This window comes from Streptomyces sp. NPDC127595 (assembly GCF_042671685.1).
Lineage (GTDB): Bacteria > Actinomycetota > Actinomycetes > Streptomycetales > Streptomycetaceae > Streptomyces.
This window is the reverse complement of record NZ_JBHXWK010000020.1, coordinates 52,970-73,880: the sequence shown is the minus strand read 5'-3', so window position 1 is coordinate 73,880 and position 20,911 is coordinate 52,970. Positions and strand designations below refer to the sequence as shown.

18 protein-coding genes are annotated in these 20,911 nt (G+C 71.5%); 10 read left to right on the top strand and 8 right to left on the bottom strand.

Annotated features, from left to right (window positions below; genetic code table 11):
- Positions 1-195: 195 nt before the first annotated feature.
- The 5 genes from ACFVKT_RS38815 to ACFVKT_RS38795 all read right to left on the bottom strand — a co-directional run bounded on the left by ACFVKT_RS38815 (position 196) and on the right by ACFVKT_RS38795 (position 4,155).
- The gene (locus tag ACFVKT_RS38815) at positions 196-570 is read right to left on the bottom strand and encodes a hypothetical protein (protein ID WP_385741218.1); all 375 of its coding nucleotides are present in this window, start codon (positions 568-570) and stop codon (positions 196-198) included.
- 16 nt (positions 571-586) lie between these two features.
- Entirely contained in the window at positions 587-1,105 is a 519-nt protein-coding gene (locus ACFVKT_RS38810) for a roadblock/LC7 domain-containing protein (RefSeq protein WP_385741215.1), read from the bottom strand.
- Positions 1,106-1,169: 64 nt separating this feature from the next.
- Entirely contained in the window at positions 1,170-1,988 is an 819-nt protein-coding gene (locus tag ACFVKT_RS38805) for a transcriptional regulator (RefSeq protein WP_385741212.1), read from the bottom strand.
- On the bottom strand, positions 1,985-2,383 hold the full coding sequence (locus tag ACFVKT_RS38800; RefSeq protein ID WP_385741209.1) for a hypothetical protein: 399 nt from the start codon (positions 2,381-2,383) through the stop codon (positions 1,985-1,987). Before ACFVKT_RS38800 ends, ACFVKT_RS38805 begins: the two co-directional genes overlap by 4 nt.
- A gap of 377 nt (positions 2,384-2,760) precedes the next feature.
- A complete protein-coding gene (locus ACFVKT_RS38795; RefSeq protein WP_385741206.1) occupies positions 2,761-4,155 on the bottom strand; it encodes a diaminopimelate decarboxylase in 1,395 nt (464 codons plus the stop codon).
- Positions 4,156-4,272: 117 nt separating this feature from the next.
- On the opposite strand from ACFVKT_RS38795, the gene hutU reads away from it, so the two are divergent.
- The 4 genes from hutU to hutI all read left to right on the top strand — a co-directional run bounded on the left by hutU (position 4,273) and on the right by hutI (position 10,362).
- Positions 4,273-5,937, top strand: coding sequence for a urocanate hydratase (hutU, locus tag ACFVKT_RS38790; RefSeq protein ID WP_385741203.1), 1,665 nt, complete (start codon positions 4,273-4,275; stop codon positions 5,935-5,937).
- Between the two features lie 635 nt (positions 5,938-6,572).
- Complete coding sequence (locus tag ACFVKT_RS38785; RefSeq protein ID WP_385741200.1) at positions 6,573-7,775, top strand: allantoate amidohydrolase; 1,203 nt, start codon at positions 6,573-6,575, stop codon at positions 7,773-7,775.
- Positions 7,772-9,106 (top strand): formimidoylglutamate deiminase, encoded by a 1,335-nt coding sequence (locus tag ACFVKT_RS38780; protein ID WP_385741197.1) that lies wholly within the window; start codon positions 7,772-7,774, stop codon positions 9,104-9,106. The genes ACFVKT_RS38785 and ACFVKT_RS38780 overlap by 4 nt, the downstream gene beginning before the upstream one ends.
- Before the next feature lie 47 nt (positions 9,107-9,153).
- Entirely contained in the window at positions 9,154-10,362 is a 1,209-nt protein-coding gene (hutI, locus tag ACFVKT_RS38775) for an imidazolonepropionase (RefSeq protein ID WP_385741195.1), read from the top strand.
- Between the two features lie 34 nt (positions 10,363-10,396).
- Here the strand turns inward: hutI and ACFVKT_RS38770 are convergent, their stop codons facing one another.
- Positions 10,397-11,914, bottom strand: a complete 1,518-nt coding sequence (locus ACFVKT_RS38770) for an RICIN domain-containing protein (RefSeq protein WP_385741256.1) — start codon at positions 11,912-11,914, stop codon at positions 10,397-10,399.
- A gap of 454 nt (positions 11,915-12,368) precedes the next feature.
- Positions 12,369-13,265 (bottom strand): RNA polymerase sigma factor SigF, encoded by an 897-nt coding sequence (locus tag ACFVKT_RS38765; RefSeq protein WP_385741192.1) that lies wholly within the window; start codon positions 13,263-13,265, stop codon positions 12,369-12,371.
- A gap of 238 nt (positions 13,266-13,503) precedes the next feature.
- Here ACFVKT_RS38765 and ACFVKT_RS38760 point away from each other — a divergent pair, with 238 nt between their 5' ends.
- From ACFVKT_RS38760 to ACFVKT_RS38735, 6 genes are all read left to right on the top strand, one after another.
- A complete protein-coding gene (locus ACFVKT_RS38760) occupies positions 13,504-13,872 on the top strand; it encodes an STAS domain-containing protein (protein WP_385741189.1) in 369 nt (122 codons plus the stop codon).
- Between the two features lie 307 nt (positions 13,873-14,179).
- Positions 14,180-14,779: an ATP-binding protein gene (locus tag ACFVKT_RS38755; RefSeq protein WP_385741186.1), complete on the top strand. Its 600-nt coding sequence runs from the start codon at positions 14,180-14,182 to the stop codon at positions 14,777-14,779.
- 203 nt (positions 14,780-14,982) lie between these two features.
- On the top strand, positions 14,983-15,687 hold the full coding sequence (locus ACFVKT_RS38750; protein WP_385741183.1) for an LPXTG cell wall anchor domain-containing protein: 705 nt from the start codon (positions 14,983-14,985) through the stop codon (positions 15,685-15,687).
- 28 nt (positions 15,688-15,715) lie between these two features.
- Positions 15,716-16,816 (top strand): hypothetical protein, encoded by a 1,101-nt coding sequence (locus ACFVKT_RS38745; protein WP_385741180.1) that lies wholly within the window; start codon positions 15,716-15,718, stop codon positions 16,814-16,816.
- A 32-nt stretch (positions 16,817-16,848) separates the two neighbouring features.
- Positions 16,849-17,961, top strand: a complete 1,113-nt coding sequence (locus ACFVKT_RS38740) for a hypothetical protein (RefSeq protein ID WP_385741253.1) — start codon at positions 16,849-16,851, stop codon at positions 17,959-17,961.
- A 58-nt stretch (positions 17,962-18,019) separates the two neighbouring features.
- Positions 18,020-19,291, top strand: a complete 1,272-nt coding sequence (locus tag ACFVKT_RS38735; protein ID WP_385741250.1) for a hypothetical protein — start codon at positions 18,020-18,022, stop codon at positions 19,289-19,291.
- A 117-nt stretch (positions 19,292-19,408) separates the two neighbouring features.
- On the opposite strand, the gene ACFVKT_RS38730 is transcribed toward ACFVKT_RS38735, so the two are convergent.
- A complete protein-coding gene (locus tag ACFVKT_RS38730; RefSeq protein ID WP_385741177.1) occupies positions 19,409-20,905 on the bottom strand; it encodes an oligopeptide:H+ symporter in 1,497 nt (498 codons plus the stop codon).
- Positions 20,906-20,911 lie beyond the last annotated feature (6 nt).

Here is a 20,911-nt window from a genome sequence, read left to right as displayed (position 1 = left end):
GGGCAACGGGTGTCGGCCAACGGGTGTCGGCTGACCCTCACTGGTCAGCGGGTGTTGGCCAACCTGCATTGGCAACCGTCACCGGTCAACGGGTGTTGGCCAACCTGCGTTGGTCAACGAGCGTTGGTCATCCTTCGTGGCCATCAGCCGTTTGTCATCGGCCGTTTGCCATCAGGCGTTGTCCGCCGGCTCGGCCTACACCTCCAGGTCTGCCTCGATCCTGCGCAGCTGGTGGCGGGCCATCGCCAGGTTGGACCGTTTGACGTCGAGCACCAGATACAGGAAGAGACCGTTGCCGCCGCGGCCCTTCATCAGCCGGATCAGGTGGTACTGGTCGGACAGCGTGATCAGGATGTCCTCGATCTCGCCCTTCAGCCCGAGGTGCTCCATGGTGCGCAGCTTGGCGCGTACGACGTCGGTGTTGCCGGCCGCCGCGACGTTGAGGTCGAAGCCCTTGCTGCCGCCGATGGTGCCCAGCGCCATGCCGCTGGTGTAGTCGACGAGGGCGGCTCCGGTCGCGCCCTCGATGGAGGCGAGCGCCTCTTTCAATGCGGTTTCGGTATTGGACATGGTGTGGTGATTCCTTTCAACTTTCCGATGTGGTTGGGGTGTTGGGGGTAGGGGTGGTGACGGCGCGGGAACCTGCCGCGCCGCGCGCCGTGCGGTTGCGCGAGGGGGCGGAGGCGGGCTTCGCGGGCGCCCTCGCCGAGCCGACGGCCGGTTCGCCGCGTGCGGTCGCGGCTGCCACCAGCTCGCCGATCCGGGTGCCGGCGCGGCGCCCCTCCAGGTGCAGCCGGCCGACATTCACCCGGTCCTGGGCGAGCAGGGTCAGCACGGCGGAGGCGCCCGCCGCGTACGTCGCCACATAGCCGTCGACGCCGCGCACCAGCAGCTCACGGAAGTCGCCCTGACCGGTGGCGTCCGCCATCCGTACGGCGACACCCAGTGCGGCCGCGGTGAGCGCGGCCAGGCCGTCCGGCTCCACGCCGGGGGTGTCGTGGGCGAGGACGAGACCGTCGGCGCTGGCCGCGAGCGCCCCGGTCAGCTGGGGTACTCGGGCTCTCAACCGGTGGAGTTCGTCAAGGACTTCGGGCTCCGCCGCCATCAGCAGTCTCCTCTCGGCACGCTGTCGTAGCGCGCGGATCACAAGGCCTCCCGCGGGTCGGGGCTCACAGGGCCTCCAACGCGTCTCTGAGCCGCCGCAGCAGGGCCACGTCGGGGTCGGCCGAGGTCTGGGTGAGCACGCTGGGAACGGGAGGCGGCTGCGCCGGGGGCGCCGCCGTCACGAGCCCGGCGGCGGCCAGCCGGCGCAGGTCGACCAGGGTGTGGAAGGCGGGCCGCCCCAGGGCGAGAGAGACGTCCGCTGCGGTGCGTACGCCGTCCACCCGGCCGAGTACGGCCTCCTGGCGCAGCGGGACCGGCGGGCCGGCGGCGAGGTGGGCGCGCACCAGCGGTGCGGTGTCCGTTGCCGGGTCGGGCCAGATGCGGTGCAGCAGTTCGCGGCGGCGCACGGTCTCGCGCTCCAGCGCGGCCACGGGCACCGGGCGGACGGGGCCGAGCCAGTGCGCGGCCCCGTACCGGAAGCGGCTCGGGGTGCTGCTCGCCCCGAGCACGAAATACGCCGCGTCGTACAGCGATCCCAGGTGGCACAGTTCCAGTGCGCCCTCCGCTATTCGGCCGCTGTCGACCAGGAACCGGCCGACCCGGTGGCGCGCCCCGGCGGCGGCGACGGCCTCCCGCCACACCTCGGGGTCCAGGACCCCGCGGGCGGCGAACAGCACGTCGAGCCCCGGTGTGGCGGGGCTCTCCGCGTGAACCACCTCGCCGTCGGCGAGGTAGAGCGTGCCGCGCTCGCGCACCAGTACGCCGGTGGCCCGCTCGGCGGCGAGCCGGCTCAGCATCGGCGAGACGCCCCCACCGCCACCGGAGTCGGCCGCCTTGTCCCGCACGGGGAGGTGGGGAGGGGGAGGTGTCCTGACCGTCGTCATCCGAGCACCAGCCGTCCGGCCAGCTCGCCGAGGCGGATACGGGCCAGCGCCAGGTTGCCCTCCGCGCGGGCCAGCCACAGGTGCAGGAACACGCTGCTGTCGAAGGTCGTGCTCACGAAGCGCAGCAGGTGGTAGCTGTCACGGTTGCTGATGATCAGGTCCTCGACCGGGGTCTCCCGGTCCGACCAGTCGGAGCCGTCGGCCGGCGCGAACGCGCGGTGTTCCGCGGCGAGCCGGGCCAGTTCCGCCGCCTCCGCCGCGGTCGTCTCGTGGTCACCGCCCGGCGCATCCCCGGCCGTGCCCAGGGCCAGGCCGCTGGTCCAGTCGACCACCGCGGCACCCCGGGCACCGGGCAGTGTCATGGCTTGCAGTAGGCACTCGTCGATTCCGGGCACCGTGTCTCCCCTCCCGCCAAGGGTTCGGCCGAGTGACGCCGAAGTTACGCAACGTGTGCGCCGAGAGTGAGGGTTCTGGCATTTTCCTGTGGAACATGCCTCGCGGTGACTAAGGTGGGTCAACTGACCATATTTTCCGTCCGGTTCGGGCCGTCGCGAAGGCTTGGACGAGGGCGCGCACGGGTGCGCCGGGGCGCGCGGGAGGGGTCGCGCGCCGGGGCCAGGTGTCGGGTGCCGGGTGGGGGTGACGGGCGCGAGTGCCTGTGAGGGTGCCAGGGTGTGCCGTCGGTCGTCTGCGGCGCCGGCGTCGCTGGTCGCGCAGTTCCCTGCGCCCCTTCAGGGCGCTGCCGAACGGCAGGGGACTTCCCCTGCCCTGCTCAGAGTCCCGTGAGGGCCGACGGGCGGCCCCCGCCCGACTCCGCGACGATCTCGTCGAGGGTCTGCGGCTCTCGTACGACGGCGAAGCGGACGCCGCCCTCGCCGTCCGGCGCGAAGCCGTAGATACCCGGCCGGGCGAGGGAGTTGTACGCGTAGTGGTGGGCGAAGTAGTACGCGCCCGTGTCCAGCGCGGCCGCGTAGTCGCCCTGTTCGAGCAGCGGCAGCGCGCGCCCCTCGGCGAGGAGGTCGCCCGCGAAGCAGGCGGGGCCCGCGATGTCCTGGACGACGTCCGGGCCCGCCTTGGGGCGCCCCTTCGCGTCGTACGCGGCGATCCGCAGCGGCCAGGACGCGGGCGCGTACACCGTGCGGGCGGCGATCTGCACGCCCGCGTGAGTGACCGCGACCGCCCGGCCCCCGGCGGACTTCGTGTACTCGACCCGCGCGAGCACCGTCCCGTGCTTGGCGAGGAGTGACCGCCCGAACTCGGTGACCAGCCCGTACCGCCCGTCGAACAGTCCCGGCACCACTCCGGCGAGCAGCCGCGCGTACTGCGCGTACGTCGGGGCGGTGGCGTCGGAACCGAAGTTGACCGGCAGGCCGCCGCCGATGTCGATCGTGTCGATCTGGCGCCGCCCGAGGTGCTGGTTGATCTCCTCGGCCAGCGCGTACGTCTCCGCCACGCCCTGCGCCATCAGTGACAGCGGGATGCCCTGCGACCCGGTGTGCGCGTGCAGCCGGGTCAGCCAGGGGCGGTCGGCGTACGCCCGGACGATCCACTCCCGCGCCCCCTCGTCCCGCAGCGCGACCCCGAACTTGGAGGTCGCCGTGGCCGTCGAGAGCGCCTCGATCGAACCCCCGCCGACCTGCGGGTTCACCCGGATTCCGAGAGGGGATCGGGTCACCCCGGACCGCACGAGGGCGTCGAGACGGCCCAGCTCCTGCGGGTTGTCCGCGTTGACGGCGATGCCCAGCGCCAGCGCCTCCCTCAGCTCGGCGGGTGTCTTGGCGGGGGAGTCGAGGACCGTGTGCGCGGGCCTCACCCCGGCCGCCCGGGCGAGGGCGAGCTCCCCGGGGCTCGCCACCTCCGCGCCGATGCCGTGCTCGCGCAGCAGCCGCAGCACGGGCACGAGCGGGGTCGCCTTCACCGCGAACGCGTGCAGCACGGGTGTGCCGGGAGCGGTCACCGCGTCGAAGGCGGCCCGCAGGGCGGCGGCCGAAGCCCGGATGCCGGGGACGTCGAGGAGGGCGACGATGGGGGTTCCCGGCGTGAGGAGACCCTGCTCCACTGCGGCCCGGACGGCATCGTCGCGCCGCAGGACACGATCGCCGTCCGCGTCACCCGCATCGCCCGCGTTGTCCGAGGAGTTCGCCACCGTGTCCCTGTCTGCGCCCATACGTACCAGCCAAACATCCACGACGGGGCCGCGCTGGCCTATGGGGCTATTGACTAGCTCTATTCAAGAAGTCAGGATGTGAATATCTACTGCAACAGTCCGCTTAGGAGGCAGACCATGTCAGGACCCCGCCCCGTACGAGCGCCGCGCGGTACGGAACTGAGTGCCCTGGGATGGCAGCAGGAAGCCGCCCTGCGGATGCTGCAGAACAACCTCGACCCCGAGGTCGCCGAGCACCCCGACAAGCTCGTCGTCTACGGCGGCACCGGCAAGGCGGCCCGCGACTGGCGCTCCTTCGACGCGATGGTGCGCACCCTGCGGACCCTGAAGCAGGACGAGACGATGCTCGTCCAGTCCGGCCGCCCCGTCGGCGTCATGCAGACCCATGAATGGGCCCCGCGCGTCCTCATCGCCAACTCCAACCTGGTCGGCGACTGGGCGAACTGGGAGGAGTTCCGGCGCCTTGAGGCCCTGGGCCTCACCATGTACGGGCAGATGACCGCCGGTTCCTGGATCTACATCGGCACGCAGGGCATCCTCCAGGGGACGTACGAGACGTTCTCCGCCGTCGCCGCGAAGAAGTTCAACGGCACGCTCGCGGGGACGATCACGCTGACCGCCGGCCTCGGTGGCATGGGCGGCGCCCAGCCGCTCGCCGTGACGATGAACGACGGCGTCGCGATCTGTATCGACGTCGACCCGCGTGCCATCGAGCGCCGCATCGAGCACCGCTACCTCGACGTGAAGGCCGACTCCCTGGAGCACGCCCTCCAGCTTGCCGTCGAGGCCCGCGACGCCCGCCGTCCGCTGTCGATCGGCCTGCTCGGCAACGCCGCCGACCTGCTCCCGCGCATGCTCGCCGAGGGCGCCCCCATCGACATCGTGACCGACCAGACCTCGGCCCACGACCCGCTGGCCTACCTCCCCGTCGGTGTCGAATTCGACGACATGGCCTCGTATGCGGCGAAGGACCCGGCCGGGTTCACCACCCGCGCCCGTGAGTCCATGGCGCGTCACGTCGAAGCGATGGTCGGCTTCATGGACGCCGGTGCCGAGGTCTTCGACTACGGCAACTCCATCCGCGGCGAGGCCCAACTCGCCGGGTACGAGCGGGCGTTCGCCTTCCCCGGCTTCGTCCCCGCCTACATCCGGCCCCTCTTCTCCGAGGGCAAGGGCCCCTTCCGCTGGGCGGCGCTCTCCGGTGAGGCCTCGGACATCCACAAGACGGACAAGGCGATCCTCGACCTCTTCCCGGAGAACGAGTCGCTGCACCGCTGGATCAAGCTGGCCGGCGAGCGCGTCCACTTCCAGGGCCTGCCCGCCCGTATCTGCTGGCTCGGCTACGGCGAGCGCGACAAGGCCGGCGAGCGCTTCAACGACATGGTCGCCTCCGGTGAGCTCGCGGCTCCCCTCGTCATCGGCCGCGACCACCTCGACTGCGGTTCCGTCGCCTCGCCGTACCGCGAGACCGAGGCCATGCTCGACGGCTCCGACGCGATCGCCGACTGGCCGCTGCTGAACGCCATGGTGAACGTGGCCTCGGGCGCGTCCTGGGTGTCCATCCACCATGGCGGCGGCGTCGGCATGGGCCGCTCCATCCACGCCGGCCAGGTCACCGTCGCCGACGGCACCGCGCTCGCCGGCGAGAAGATCCGCCGGGTGCTGACCAATGACCCCGGGATGGGAGTCATCCGGCACGTGGACGCCGGCTACGACATCGCCGAGTCTGTCGCGGACGAGCGCGGCGTGCGGATCCCCATGCGGGAAGGCGAGTCCGCGTGACCCACCGAGAAGGCGCGCCCGCGGCGCGAGGCGGCAACCCCCCGGTGGGGGCGCCCGCCCCGCCGCCGCCCGCGGGCCCGGCTGTGCCCACCCGTTCCGCCCAGCGGAACGCCCGCCCACAGCCTGGAGCGGCCGAGCCGGCGCCCGACACCGACAGCTCCGCACAGCCTGCGCCCGGTGACCGCTCGCTGCCGGTGGCGTCAGCAACCGTTGACCGCGTGCAGCCCGTTGCGTCAGCAACCGACGGGCTTCTGCAGCCTGTGGCGGCGGCGCCCGGCGACCACCCGCTGTCTGTGGCGTCAGCAACCGGCGATCGCGCGCAGCCCGCTGTAGCGGCAGCCGCCGGCACCCCGCAATCCGGGCGTCCTGTCCCGGCCGGTGACGGCCCGCAGCCCGCGCCGGCAGCGCCCGGCGACCGCCCGCAGCCCGCCGCAGCGGCAACCGTCAACGCCCCACAATCCGGACGTCCCGGGCCGCCCGGTGATCACCCGCAACCTGCGACAGCAGCATCCGGCGACGGCCGGCGCCCTGCGCCGGCACCGCCCGGCGACCGCCCGCAGCCCGCCGCGACAGCGCCCGCCGGCTCCCCGCGATCCGGCCCGCCCGGACCAGCCGGTGCCGACTCCTTTCACCAGATGTGGCGTGAGCTGAAGCCCATCGGGCGGCATTCCGTCTCCGGTGGCTACCGACGGTTCGCCTGGACTGGTGCCGATGTCGAATGTCGGGGCTGGTTCCGGGCGCAGGCCGAGGGCCGTGGGCTGGCCCATGAGGTCGACCGGAACGGGAATCAGTGGGCCTGGCTCGGCGACCCGTCGGCGGGGGATGCCGTCGTCACCGGGTCTCATCTCGACTCCGTGCCGGACGGCGGGGCCTTCGACGGGCCCCTCGGGGTCGTGTCGTCCTTCGCCGCGCTGGACGAACTGCGCGCACGCGGCGTGGAGTTCACCCGGCCCCTCGCCATCGTGAACTTCGGTGACGAGGAGGGCGCCCGGTTCGGGCTCGCGTGTGTCGGGTCGCGGCTCGCCGCCGGGCAGCTCACCGTCGAGCAGGCGCACCGGCTGACGGACGCCGAGGGCATCACGCTGCCGCAGGCCATGGAGCGGGCCGGGTACGACCCGGACACCCTCGGCCCCGACCCCGAGCGGCTCGCCCGCATCGGCGCGTTCGTGGAGCTGCACGTCGAACAGGGCCGCGCCCTCGACCTCTCCGGCGACCGCGTGGGCATCGCGAGCGCCATCTGGCCGCACGGCCGCTGGCGGTTCGACTTCAGGGGCGAGGCCAACCACGCCGGCACCACCCGGCTCGTGGACCGCCGGGACCCGATGCTGTCGTACGCGGAGACGGTGCTCGCGGCGCGAAGAGAGGCCCAACTCGCCGGCGCCGTCGCCACCTTCGGCAAGATCGCCGTCGAGCCGAACGGCGTGAACGCCATCCCCTCCCTCGTCCGCGGCTGGCTCGACTCCCGCGCCGCCGACCAGGCGAGCCTGGACACGGTCGTCACCGGCATCGAGAAGGCGGCCCGCGAGTACGCGGAGGCGCAGGGCGTCGAACTCGACGTCGTCCGTGAGTCGTTCACGCCCGTCGTCGAGTTCGAGCACGCCCTGCGTGACGAGCTCGCCCGCATCCTGGGCAAGGAGGCGGACCTGAGGGTCCCCGTCCTGGGCACCGGCGCCGGACACGACGCCGGAATCCTCTCCGGGACGGTCCCGACCGCCATGCTGTTCGTACGCAACCCCACGGGTGTCTCGCACTCCCCGGCCGAGTACGCCGCCGAGGACGACTGCGCGGCCGGGGTGACCGCACTCGCCGACGTACTCGAAGGGCTGGTCCGCAGGTGACGCAGACGTACTGGCTGGAACACGCCTGGCTCGACACCAACGTCGAGCCGGGCGTGGCCCTCGACGTCCAGGACGGCCGCATCACCGCCGTCCGCACCGGCGTCGACACCCCGCCCCCCGGCGCCGAGACCCTCCGCGGCCTCACCCTCCCCGGGCTCGCGAACGCCCACAGCCACGCCTTCCACCGCGCCCTGCGCGGCACCGTCCAGGTCGGCTCCGGCACCTTCTGGACCTGGCGCGAGCTCATGTACTCCTTCGCGGACCGGCTGACCCCGGACACCTACCACTCGCTCGCCCGCGCCGTGTACGCGGAGATGGCGCTCGCCGGGGTCACGGCCGTCGGCGAGTTCCACTACGTGCACCACGCCCCGGGCGGCACCCCGTACGCCGACCCCAACGCGATGGGAGAGGCGCTCATCGCGGCGGCGGGCGAGGCCGGGATCAGGATCACCCTCCTGGACACCGCCTACCTGTCCGCGGGCTTCGGGCAGCCCCCGAACCGGCACCAGCTCCGCTTCTCCGACGGCAGCGCGGACGCCTGGGCGACACGCTCTTCACTTCTCAAGGACCGTGATCACGCGCGGATCGGTGCGGCCATCCACTCCGTACGGGCCGTGCCGGCCGGACAGTTGGCGACGGTGGCGCGCTGGGCCGAGGAACGGCGGGCCCCGCTCCATGTGCACCTGTCCGAGCAGACGGCGGAGAACGACGCCTGCCAGGCCGCGCACAGCCGTACCCCCACCCAGCTGCTCGCCGACCACGGCGTCCTCGGCCCGCGCACGACCGGCGTCCACAACACGCACCTCACCCGTCAGGACATCGCCCTGATCGGCCGATCCGGGACCGGGACCTGCATGTGCCCGACCACCGAACGGGACCTCGCCGACGGCATCGGCCCCGCGGTCGCCCTGCAGAACGCGGGCTCGCCGCTCTCCCTCGGCTCCGACAGCCACGCCGTCATCGACCTCCTCGAAGAGGCCCGCGCCATGGAGCTGAACGAGCGCCTGCGCACCCGCACCCGCGGCCACTGGACGGCGGCCGCGCTCCTGCGCGCCGCCTCCGCCGACGGCCACGCGGCCCTGGGCTGGGACGGCGCGGGCAGCCTGGAGGCGGGCGCGCTCGCCGACTTCACGACGATCGCCCTCGACTCGGTCAGAACAGCGGGACCGGTGCCGCGTCTCGGCGCCGAGACGGCGGTATTCGCCGCGACGGCGGCTGACGTACGACACACGATCGTCGGCGGGCGGCACGTCGTACGGGACGGCGCGCACGCCCTCGTACCCGATGTGCCGACAGCTCTCGCGGACGCTGTGGACGCCCTGCGCGCCTGAGCCCGACGACCGTCCCCCGCAGCCCCAGCTCCCACAAGGACGCCGCCATGACGACCACCGTCATCACCAACATCGCCAGCCTGGTCACCAACGATCCCTCCCTCGGACGGGGGTCCCCCCGCTCAAGCAAATTCGAGAGTGAGGGAGGATCCCCCCTCGGTCTGATCCAGGACGCGGCGCTCGTCATCGATGGCGACCGCATCGCGTGGACCGGTGATTCAAGAGAAGCACCCGCCACTGACAACCGGGTCGACGCCGGGGGCCGGGCGGTGATCCCGGGCTTCGTGGACTCCCACTCGCACCTCGTCTTCGCGGGCGACCGCACGCAGGAGTTCAACGCCCGTATGTCGGGCCGCAGCTACTCGGCCGGCGGCATCCGCACCACCGTCGCCGCCACCCGCGCCGCCACCGACGAGGACCTGGAACGCAACCTCACGCGCTACCTCCGCGAGGCACTGCACCAGGGCACCACCACCTTCGAGACGAAGTCGGGCTACGGCCTCACCGTCGAGGACGAGGCACGGGCGCTGCGTATCGCGGCGGCGCACACCGACGAGGTCACCTACCTGGGCGCGCACATCGTCTCGCCCGACTACGCCGACGACCCCGCCGCGTATGTCGCCCTGGTGACCGGCGAGATGCTGGACGCCTGTGCCCCGTACGCCCGTTGGATCGACGTCTTCTGCGAGAAGGGCGCCTTCGACGGCGACCAGGCCCGCGCGATCCTCACGGCGGGCAAGGCGAAGGGCCTGCACCCGCGCATCCACGCCAACCAGCTCTCCTACGGCCCCGGCGTCCAGCTCGCGGTCGAACTGGACGCGGCGAGCGCGGACCACTGCACGCACGTAACGGACGCTGACGTGGACGCGCTCGCGAACAGCACCACGGTTGCCACGCTCCTCCCCGGCGCCGAGTTCTCCACCCGCGCCCAGTGGCCGGACGCCCGCCGGCTGCTCGACGCGGGCGTCACCGTGGCCCTCTCCACCGACTGCAACCCGGGTTCTTCCTTCACGTCCTCGGTCCCCTTCTGTATCGCGCTGGCGGTGCGGGACATGGGGATGACCCCCGACGAAGCGGTGTGGTCGGCGACGGCGGGCGGAGCCCGGGCCCTGCGGCGCACGGACATCGGCGCGCTGATCCCGGGGGCTTACGCCGACCTCGCGTTCCTCGACGCCCCGAGCCACGTCCACCTCGCCTACCGGCCCGGCGTGCCCCTGGTGTCGGAGGTCTGGCGCCGCGGGGTTCCGGTCACCTGACCGGTGCAGCCTGACCAGTGAAGCGGGGTTGTGGTCACCCGGCGGTGGCGCCGGCCCGCCACCGCTGTTCGTCGGTGTCCACATCCCCGTCCCGGATCAGCATGAGCCGGTCGCCGAACGGCGTGACCGCGAAGCCCGGGAAGATGTCCGCGCTGATTTTGCCGTGCGAGTCCACCGTGAAGTGCAGGTTCTTGCCGTTGGGTTCGTAGTCGTCGGCGGCCGTGCACTCCCAGACGCCGATGCCCTTGTCCGTGCCACCGCGGCTGTCCAGGCAGAAGCGGCCGTCGGCGTACGACTGGAGGACGCCGCGCCCGGCGACCACACGCCACAACTGGGTGCGGGACGAGGTGCAGCGGGCCGGGACGACGTCCGCGCCCAGGCTCATGGCGCCGTCGCGGACGTCCAGGCAGCGCCCGGAACCGACGTTCACGACCTGGGCGTAACTGCCGTTCGGGGGGTGCGGGGTGGGCGACGGCTTCGGCGTCTTCGAGGGCGTGGGTGTCTTCGACGGAGTCGAAGTGGGCGCAGGGGACGGGGACTTGGACGTGGGAGTGGGGGACGGTGACGGGGTCACCGAGACCGTCGCGGTCACCGTCACCGGGGGTGGCGCCGCCGGTGTGCTCACCGCGCTCACCGCCTGCTCCGGCTCCGATCCGCCCGAGGTCAGCAGATACAGCAGCAGCGGCGCCAGCGCGACGCCGAGCGCGGCCGAGGCGAGGACGAGGCGCCGGGAGGGCGGCCAGGACGCGGAAGCCGCGCCGCGAGCGGCCGGGGCCCTGCCGCGCGCCGCGCCCAGGACATACGCGGCGCCGCCCCACGGCAGCAGCCCCTCGGCCAGCGCCGTGCGCGGGGTGTCGCGCAGGGCGCCCAACTCCTCGTACGCGGCGGCGCAGTGCTCGCAGTGCGCCATGTGGGCGTTCAAGTCCGGGCTGTAGCGCGGGTTCTCGGGGTGCGCCGCCTCCTCGATCAGCCGGCGGAAGTCCTGGCAGCGGGGGTTGCCGGAGCGGGCGAGGCGGGTCTTCAGACAGGCCTGGCGCAGGGCTTGGAACGCGGGCTGCTTGCCGTACGTCACGTCCTGCGGCACGGCCCCGATGAGCGCCGTGGTCCTGGCGTCGGGCTCCTCGTCCACGATGCCGTACCAGATGAGGCCCTGGACGCGGCTCGGGAGCGACTGGAAGGCGTCGAGCATCGGCGGTACGGGACCGTCGGGGCCGCCCGATTCGCGGAGCCGGTCGAGCAGACCCGGATCGAGGCGGCTCGTGCGATGGTCCAGGGGAGCGGCCCAGGAGGCGGCCACCCGGCCGGTCAGGAGCAGCAGTTGGTGGCGCCAGGGCCCTCGCGGGTCGATGCCGCGCGCCGTTTCGCGGGCGGCGAGCGCGAACGCCTGGGCCGTCAACTGCCGTGCGGCGGACTCGCCGACGGTGCACAGACGGGCGTACGAGAGGACCGCGGGCCGGTGGCGCAGGCGCAGTTCGCGCAGCGCGGGGTACGCGGTCGGGGTGTCGGCGCGCAGCAGTTCGGTGAGCTGCGCGTCGGACACCGTGGAGTACATTCCACCGCTCCCGGAGTCGGACCCGTCGTACGTGCCGTCTTCGTCAGACCCGTCGGACGCGCCGTACTCGTCGAATCCACCAGACTCGCTGTACCCGCCGTGTCCGTCGGTCCGGCCGGACCCAGCCATCCCCGTGCCTCCTCGCACCCCGCTCGCTCGGCCCGCCGGGATTCTGGCGTACCGGCGGGCAAGGGGATGCTCATAGTGGTGGAAGGCAACTGGTGGGGAAAGAGGTTCCCGTGGGTAACCACGGCCCGCAGCCAAGCTGTGACTACGGCCCGCGCCCCCGACTACCGCGGGCGCGGGCCGTAGTCACAGCTGCCGGACGCGGATGTCGGCTGCCGTAGTTACAGCTGCCGGACGGGGATGTCGGCTGCTGTAGTTACAACTGCCGGACGCGGATGTCGGCTGCCGTAGTCACAGCTGCTGGACGCGGCTGACGGCTGGGGCACCGTCACTCCTCCACGGTCAGCCCCTTGCGCAGCCGCACCAGCGTGCGCGAGAGCAGCCGGGAGACATGCATCTGGGAGATGCCGAGTTCGTCGCCGATCTCGGACTGCGTCATGTTGGCGACGAAGCGGAGCGAGAGGATCTGGCGGTCGCGGGACGGGAGTTCGGCGATCAGCGGCCTCAGGGACTCCACGTACTCGATGCCTTCGAGCCCGTGGTCCTCGTAGCCGATGCGGTCCGTGAGCGCGCCCTCGGAGTCATCCTCCTCGGGCTGGGCGTCCAGCGAACTCGCCGTGTAGGCGTTCGAGGCGGCCATGCCTTCGACGACCTCTTCGTTGGAGAGGCCCAGGCGCTCCGCCAGCTCTCCCACCGTCGGGGCGCGATCGAATTCCTGGGCGAGCTCGTCGCCCGCCTTGGCCAGGTCGAGGCGGAGTTCCTGCAGCCTGCGCGGTACGCGCACCGACCACGACGTGTCGCGGAAGAAGCGCTTGATCTCGCCGATGATGGTCGGCATCGCGAAGGTGGGGAACTCGACGCCGCGGCTCATCTCGAAGCGGTCGATCGCCTTGATCAGGCCGATGGTGCCGACCTGGATGATGTCCTCCATCGGCTCGCTGCGGGAGCGGAACCGAGAGGCGGCGAACTTGACCAGCGCGAGGTTGAGTTCGACCAGCGTGTTGCGAACGTACGAGTATTCGTAGGTGCCTTCCTCGAGGGACTCCAGCCGCTCGAAGAGAGTCTTGGACAGGGCCCGTGCGTCCACCGGCCCCACCTGGTCGAAGGGGGGGATCTCCGGAAGTCCCTCCAGCCCCACCAGGGAGCGAGAGCGTTCCGGAAGGGATGCCGACGTCGCCGTCTGGGTATGCGATTCGTCGAGCCGGGGTGACATGGTGTCCTCCATGGTTCTCGGCATATGGCCGCCGATGCCAATGCGTGCACTGCGGTGTGCGGCGCCTCCGAAGCCGGTCGTGTCGAATAGGTGTGGCTACTAGCCCTACCCGCTCCCACTCGATTGTTGCAAGTGTGCTTAGTTATGAAATGTCCGATTCGTGGCGGTTGTTCGGGTGTCGGGGTGTGTAGAGAAGGCGTAGTGTTCGAGTGCCTATATCAACAGTCACGACGCTCAGGAGAGAGACGGCATGGACCGCGGGACAGTCGGCAGCGCCCAGTCGGGCCGACTTCTTGTCGAAGTGCGGGAAGAGGGCCTCAGTGCCGTCGTGACTCCCGCGGGTGAGCTCGATCACCACACGGCCGATTTGTTGCGTGAGCCACTCGATGACTGCCTCGAAAAGGGATACGCGCGGCTGGTCGTCGACTGCTCACGTCTTGAGTTCTGTGATTCCACCGGGCTGAATGTGCTGCTCAGTGCCCGGCTGAAGGCCGAGGAGGCGGGTGGCGGGATCCATCTCGCCGCGATGCTGCCGGTGGTGGCCCGCGTCTTCGAGATCACCGGGGCGGAGGCCGTTTTCACGGTCCACGACACCCTCGCCGCGGCCTTGGCCGACTAGGGCGGGGCTGGTGGATCGCATCAACGGGCGTGTGGATCATGCCAACGGGCGGGTCGATAGTCCTAAAGTGATGCCCCGGATGTCCCAGTGTGATCGTCGGGTTACGCGCGTCACAGGTTTCGGGTCGAATAATTGGGTGTTCGGACGGTTCGACCGGGCAGGAGACATCCTGGATATGTCGGCCGTCACAGTGGCGGCCACGTCGCGGACCGGTCAGGGAGCCGGTCGGTGGCGGTACGCCCTCGATCAACGTACTGAGTGCTGAGTCTTGATTTGTGAACTGGTGAATCGGTGAGGTGAAGCGCTGATGAGCACCACCCGGCCTTACCCGCCGGGAGACCGCGGCCCGGAGTCGGGCGACGGCGGCGCTTCCGCGGTGTCCGGCATGGGCGCGTCCCCAGGCGACGCTCCCGCCTCCTCCGCAGGCACCGACGGCAACAGCGGCACCAGAACTGGCACCGGCGCGGGAACCGGCACCGGCACGGCGATCGGTCCGGGCCGCCAGGTCCGCAGGCTGAGCTTCGAGGACCAGAGCGGCGTCGTACCGCTCGCCCGCGACTTCGCCCGCCAGGCGCTGTACGCGTGGGGCTGGCTGCCCGCCGAGAGCGCCGACCGCCGCGCCGCCGCCGAGGACGTCCTCCTGGTCGTCTCCGAACTCGTCACCAACGCCTGTCTGCACGCCGAGGGCCCGGACGAGCTCCGGGTCGCGTGCGACAAGAAGGTGCTGCGTATCGAGGTCTCCGACCGCGGCGCCGGCCAGCCCGCACCGCGCACCCCGCATCGCGCCGGGCGCCCGGGCGGCCACGGGATGTTCATCGTGCAGCGACTGTGCCTGGACTGGGGGGTCGTGCGGACCCCGGGTGTCGCCGGCAAGACCGTCTGGGCCGAACTCGCGGCCCTCGCCTAGCTCTGCGGCCCGCCCGGTAACTCCGACCTTGGGTTACCGGCGGTTCGAACCCTCATCCGCCCCCTGTCTCGTACGGCACCGCCCGCGCGCCGGATCTCCTCATATCCGGCGCGCGCTTTGTCTTCCCTCCACAAGTCCCCGGGCGTACCTTGACGGCCGATCTGATGTTCCGTCAGATTTCCTGTCAGGAATGAGGCCCCGAGGTGTCGTACCGGACGTACCAGAAACGAACCGCCGCGCTCGCGTTCGCCGCGGCCCTGGCCGGCTCCGCGGTGCTGATGGCCGCCCCCGCCGCCCACGCCGACGTGGTGGACGTCAACTACCAGTGCAAGACGCCGATCGGCGACAAGAGCGCCGTCTCGCCCATCGACATCAAGAGCGTCAGGAGCGGCAGCGCCTACAAGCTCACCATGTCCTGGCAGAAGGGCGTCTCGTCCAGCCCGGTGGAGCTGGGCAAGGGGGCGATGAGCCCGAGCGCCGTGATCGATGTGGGCGGCGCGGACAGCGGCACGGTGGCCGTGAGCGGGCCGGCCAACGCGGCCGCGATCCCCGCCAACACCCCCATCAAGATCAGTGACTTGAGCGGCACGTACACCCCGAAGGAGAGCGGCGAGGTCACCTTCACCGCGGGCGTGCTGACCATCAAGGCGCTGGGTACGACGACCACCTGCACCCCCTCGAACGACCCCGGGCCCTCACTCACCCTCGACGTCATGGCCGCGAGCGGAAGCAGCGGCGGTTCGGCCTCGGGCGAGTCCCAGAGCGGCACGGGCTCCGGCAGCGAACTCCCGCAGACCGGCCCCGAGGACTCCGCGATAGCCCTCGGCACGCTCGGCGGCACGGTGCTGCTCGCGGGCGCGGCGGGCGTGCTCTGGCTGACACGCAGGAACCAGGCGGTACGCCGCTGAGAACGCGTACGACAACCAGGAGCCGCTGATGCCGTACGCCGTAACCCGTCTACTGGGCCTGACCGCAGTGCTGTTGCTGGGCCCGGCACCCCTCGCCGTGGCCGACGACGGCTGGTCCGTCGTGCCCTCGGCGAACGCGCCGGAGGGGCGGCCGTACGTCTACGCGGAGGGCGCGCCCGGCACGGTCCTCCAGGACTCGGTGTCCGTGCTCAACCCGGGCGCCGAGCCGGTCACCGTCCGGCTGCGCGGCGCGGACGCGGACAACACGGCGGGCGGCGGGTTCACGATCCGGGAGAACCCGGCGGACGCGGGCGCGTGGATCAACTTCGCGGGTGAGACGAACGGCAGGCGGACCCCCGCGACTTCGCTGTCCGTCCGCGTCCCCGCACACACCCGCGCCGACGTCCCCTTCACCCTGAGCGTCCCGGCGGGGGCGGTGCCCGGCGACCACCCCGGCGCGGTCGTCGCAAGCGCCGACGGCGGCCGGTCCTCGGCGGTCCGGGTCCAACTACGGGTGTCCGGACCGGCGTTGTCGGCACTCACCGTCGAGCACGTCTCCGTCCGCGCGGGCCGGATCTCGTACGAGCTGGTCAACCGCGGCACCACCGTCCTCACCCCGAAACTCGCCGTCCACGCCGACGGCGCCCTCGGCGAGCTCCTCGACCGCGCCCCGCGCACCCTGCCCGTCGAACTCCTGCCGGGCCGCCGCATCACACTCAGCGAGCCGTGGCGCGACACCCCGGCGCTGGACTCGGTCGACGTGCGGCTGACGGTGACGGCGGCGGGCGGGGCCCGCGACACGGCGTCCGCGTCGGTGCGGTTCGTGCCCTGGGGCGCGGTGGCGGGGGCAGGGTGCGCACTCGTGGCGGTCGCCGCGCTTCTCGTCGTACGGCGTCACAGGCGTCGTCCGACCGATGGCGGGCGGGGTCTTGGGCGTCGCGAGGCGGTTGGCGTACGTCGTCCCGGGCGTCGAAAGCCTGTCGGTGTACGGCGGTCCGAGCGTCGCGTGGCAGGCGCTGTACGGCGTTTCGGGCGCCGTGCGCCGGTCGGTTTCGGGCGCCGTGCGCCGGTCGCTGAGGTGTGTGAACAACCGCGTACGGAAGCGGAGTTGACGGGAGCGGTGTCGTGAGCGGATTCACGGGCGGGGTCATGGGCGGGGTCATGGGCGGCAAGGTGCGGATGACGGTGCTGGCGGCGGTGCTCGCGCTCCTCGTGCTGCCCCTCGCGGGCGCGCCCGCGGCCGGTGCGGACAAACCCTCCGTCAAGCTGTCCAAGTCCCAGGCCGGGACGGGCGGTTCGATCACCGTCACCGGCGCCGGATGGCGGCCGAAGACGCTGCTGATGATGCTGATCTGCGGCCAGTCGGTGCCGTCCCGTGGCGTGATCGGCGGCACCAACTCCTGTGCCAACGCGGACGGCCGGGCCGTCACCACCGACGCAAAGGGCGGCTTCAGCAGAGAGCTGCCGGTCGCCGAACCGCCCGAGCCGTGCCCGTGCGTGGTGCATGTCGCCACGGTCACGGGGGAGAAGGCGGAGGCGGACGCCATCTTCATGGTCGCGGGGCACTCGGTCGAACCGCTGCCAGAGGAGGAGAGCGGCGCACGGCTCTCGGTGCTCACGGACACGCGGCTCGACGGATCGAGCGGGCTGCTCACCTCGTTCGGCGCCCCGCCCTCCCGCACGCTCGTCTTCACGGTCGGCAACGTCGGTACCGCCGCCGTCAAGGACCCCGTCTTCCAAGTCGGCACCTCCCACGGCGTGTTCGCCCCGCAATGGGAGGAGCAGCAGTGGCGCGGCACCATCGCGCCGGGCAAGCGGGCCCAGATCGAGCTCCCCGTCGAACTCGCGGCGGGAGCGCACGGCGACTACACGGTCTCGCTGAAGTACGGCGGGAAGATGCTCGCCGAGCAGCCGTGGGGTGTGGGCCGCCCCTGGGGCGTGACGCTGTTCTGGATCCTGCTCGGCGTGGTCGTGCCGGCCGCGGTGTTCCGCGTCGGGATGGCCGCGGTGGACCGGCTGCGGCCCCGCAGGTCCGCCGGACGCGGCATCCGTCGCCAGAGCGTACGGCTTCCCGAACTCACCCTCCGCATGCCGAGGTTGAGCCCTTCCCCGGCGCCGGGACCAGCGACGGCCCCTGAGCCCCGTACGCCTTCGACTCGGCCCCTTCCGTGGTTCACGCCGGACAGCGATCCGGGGAACCCGGCGGCCGGTCAGCTCTCCGCACCGCACGACAACAGTCCGACGACCCCACGAGGAAGGGCAACGCGTGAGTAGGCAACGGAGAGTGGTACCGCAGACGGGACGGAGAGCGAGCGCCGCCGGGGTCGCGCTGATGCTCGGCGGCGCGGGCATCCTGCTGGGGGTGGCCGCGGCCCCGGCCCAGGCCGCCGAGGTGTCGTACCTGACGGAGTGCATCCCGCCCGCGATCTCCGGTCTGCCGCCGGTCGAGGGCACGACGAAGGCGGACATCACCGCGCCCCCCGAGGCGAAGGTGGGCGACGAGGTCACCATCACCTGGAAGTCCGTCCAGGCAGCGTCCAAGAACCCGGACATCCTCGACCTGGAGAAGGACACGGTCATGCCCACCGGCACGCTGAAGGCGGCCGGCGCGCAGACCGCCGACATCGCGATGGCGGGCCCGCGCCAGAACCCGGCGATCCCCAAGAACAGCGACATGAAGCTGTCCGACATGACGGGCAAGCTGAAACTGACGACCGCGGGAGAAGTGACGCTGACGCCGGACGCGTACGCCATCAATGTCAGCAAGCCGATCTCGACGGACACCAAATGCGCTCCGAAGGAGACGGTGCCGCCGGCAGTGACGATCAAGGTGACGGAGGGTGGCGGGACTTCGGGCGGCACGACGGGCGGCGAGCCGACACCGACACCGACACCGACACCGCCCACGGGTACCCCGACGCCGACCGGGAGCGAAGGCGGCTCCACCGGCGGCTCGACCGGCGGAGACGACGACGGCCAGACCGACTTCACCGGCAAAGAGGTCTCCGTCTCCTACGCCTGCAAGACGCCCATCGGAGACAAGAACGCCACGTCCCGCGTGCAGATCAACGCCAAGAAGAACGGCGGGAGTTACGGCCTCACGGTCCAGTTCAAGGGGTCCGTGATGGACAGCCCGGCCGACATCCCCGCGGACTCGGTGAAGCCCTCCATGGAGGTCACTTTGGGCGGCTCCGACACGGGCAGCGTCCATGTCGAGGGCCCGACCAACGCCGAGGCGATCAAGACGGGCGACCCGATGACGATCTCCGACATGACGGGCACGTACAAGCCCGGCGCGAGCGGTGAGTCGACGCTGTCACCGGGTGTGCTGACGGTCGAGGCGCTCGGTACGACCACGACCTGCACCCCCGCCGAGACGGCGGTCTCGCTGACCCTGGACACCACGGAACAGGCGAGTGGCGCTGCAGGAGGTTCAGGATCCTCGGGCGGCGACTCCGCCGGAGGTACGTCGTCCAGCGGCGGCCTCGCGGAAACGGGCGCCGAGAGCCACAGCTCCCTGAAGGCCCTCGGGCTGGTGGCGGGGACGGCCGTCCTGCTCGGCGGCGCGGTGTTCACGTTCATGCCGGGGCGGCGCGTGCGCTGAGACATCCACCCCGACCGTGCGTGGGAAACACCGAAGGGCCACCGCACCAGGAGCGGTGCGGTGGCCCTTCGTACAACGAACTCGGTCGGCTCGTGCAAGGGACTCGGTCGGCGTACGTCAGCGCACGCTGCCCATCAGCTCCTTGACCTTGTTGCGGTACATCCACACCGCGACACCGGCGACCACGGCGAGCGTGGCCTCCAGGGCGACGATGCCCATCTTGTTCAGGTCGACCCCGGCGATGGAGAGCAGACCGGTCGTGGCGTCACCGGCGGTGACGGCCAGGAACCAGACGCCCATCATCTGGGAGGCGTACTTCGCGGGCGCCATCTTCGTGGTGACGGAGAGGCCGACCGGGGAGAGCAGCAGCTCACCGACGGTCTGTACGAAGTAGATCGCGACCAGCCACATCGCGGCGGCCTTGGCGCCTCCGTCGGCGATGGACAGCGGGGCGAGGAAGAGGAAGAACGACGCGCCGATCAGCACGAGACCGGACGCGAACTTCACGATGGTGCTCGGCTCCTTGCCGCGCTTGTTCAGTGCCAGCCAGAACCAGGCGAAGACCGGGGCCAGCGCCATGATCAGTACCGGGTTCACCGACTGGTACCAGGAGACCGGGAACTCCCAGCCGAAGACGGTGTTCTCGGCCGAGCCGTCGGCGAAGATCGACAGGGTCGAACCGCCCTGGTCGTAGATCATCCAGAACACGGCGGCGGCGACGAAGAACCAGATGTAGCCGGACATCTTCGACTGCTCGGCCCGGTCCAGGTCCTTGTCGCGCTTGATCCGCACCAGGACCATGACCGGGATGATCACGCCGAGGAGGGTCAGCGGAACCAGGATCCAGTTCAGCGTGTAGTGGCCGGTGGTGCCGACGATGGCGTAGAAGACGACGGCGATGCCGGCCCAGATCGCGGCCTTGCGCAGCGTCGAGGACTTCTCCGCGGCGGACAGCGGCGTGGGGACCACGGTGGAGCGCTCGGCGAGGTTGCGGCTGCCGATCAGGAACTGGCCGAGGCCGAGCGCCATGCCGAGCGCGGCGAGGGCGAAGCCCAGGTGCCAGTTGACGTTCTCACCGATGGTGCCGATGATCAGCGGCGCGGCGAACGCGCCGAGGTTGATGCCCATGTAGAAGACCGTGAAGCCACCGTCGCGGCGCGGGTCGTCCGGGCCGTCGTACAGGTGGCCGACCATCGTGGAGATGTTGGCCTTCAGCAGACCCGAGCCGATCGCCACCAGGCCGAGGCCCGCGTAGAAGGTGCCCGACGACGGCAGCGCCAGCGTCAGGTGGCCGAGCATGATGATTCCGCCGGCGACGGCGACGGTCTTGCGGGGACCCCAGACCCGGTCGCCGAACCAGCCGCCGGGCAGGGCGAGCAGGTACACCATCGACACGTAGACGGAGTAGATCGCGGTCGCGGTGGTCGCGCTCAGGTGCAGGCCACCCGGTGCGACCAGGTACAGCGGGAGCAGGGCCCTCATGCCGTAGTAGGAGAAACGCTCCCACATCTCGGTCATGAAGAGAGTGGCCAGTCCGCGGGGGTGGCCGAAGAAGGTGCGCTCGAAACCGGGGGTGCCCGGTTCTGTCGAGCCCTTCGTCAGGCTGGACGCCATGGTCGT